We start from the raw sequence: 640 nt of genomic DNA on the forward strand, positions 1-640 counted from the left end.
CGGCCGGCCTGTACCAGCGCCGCCGGGAAACTGACCAGCCAGAGCGCGACGCCACCGAACAGGCCGACGATCAGCGCCGGGCTACCCGTCTCGACGACGAACAGGCCCGTGAGCGCCTCGCCGACGTAGGGGAGCACCGCCAGCACGTCGAGCGTCCCGGGGTCGAGCAGCCCGACGCCGGCGGTCAGCCAGAACAGGATCTGGTAGGGGTTCGTGAGCGCGAGCACGAACGCGCGGCGGAACCCCGTCGATTCGTCGTCGGCGAGCGGCGGCTCGGTCGATCCGTTCCCGCTGCGTTCGGTCGCTCCGCCGACTGACGAGGGCGCGAACGACTCCCGGACCCCCGACGCGGCGCCGTAGGCGAAGTAACACATCAGTAGCCCGCCGACGCCGAACATGACACCCTGTGCGGTCGGGTACTGCTGGACGACGCCGACGACGCCGCCGAGCGCGAGCAGGAAGAACACGAAGTCCGCCAGCCCCGCGCCGAGCCCGGCTTTCGCGCCCGCGGTCCAGCCGCGGAGCACGCTCTCCTCGGCGATCACGGCGTTCATCGGCCCCGGCGGCGCCGCGAGCGCGAGCCCGAACGCGGCGCCGGCGACGAGCGACGGGACGAGGTCGAACACGACGGGACGAAGGG

The 640-nt window shown here is 72.8% G+C and carries 1 protein-coding gene; it reads right to left on the reverse strand.

The window, feature by feature from the left end:
* Window positions 1–626: LysE family translocator (locus ACFR9S_RS11140; protein WP_379818668.1), on the reverse strand; the 626-nt coding region annotated here is incomplete at its 3' end.
* Window positions 627–640: the final 14 nt, after the last annotated feature.

This window comes from Halolamina salina, from assembly GCF_042678005.1.
In the GTDB taxonomy this organism is placed as follows: domain Archaea; phylum Halobacteriota; class Halobacteria; order Halobacteriales; family Haloferacaceae; genus Halolamina; species Halolamina salina.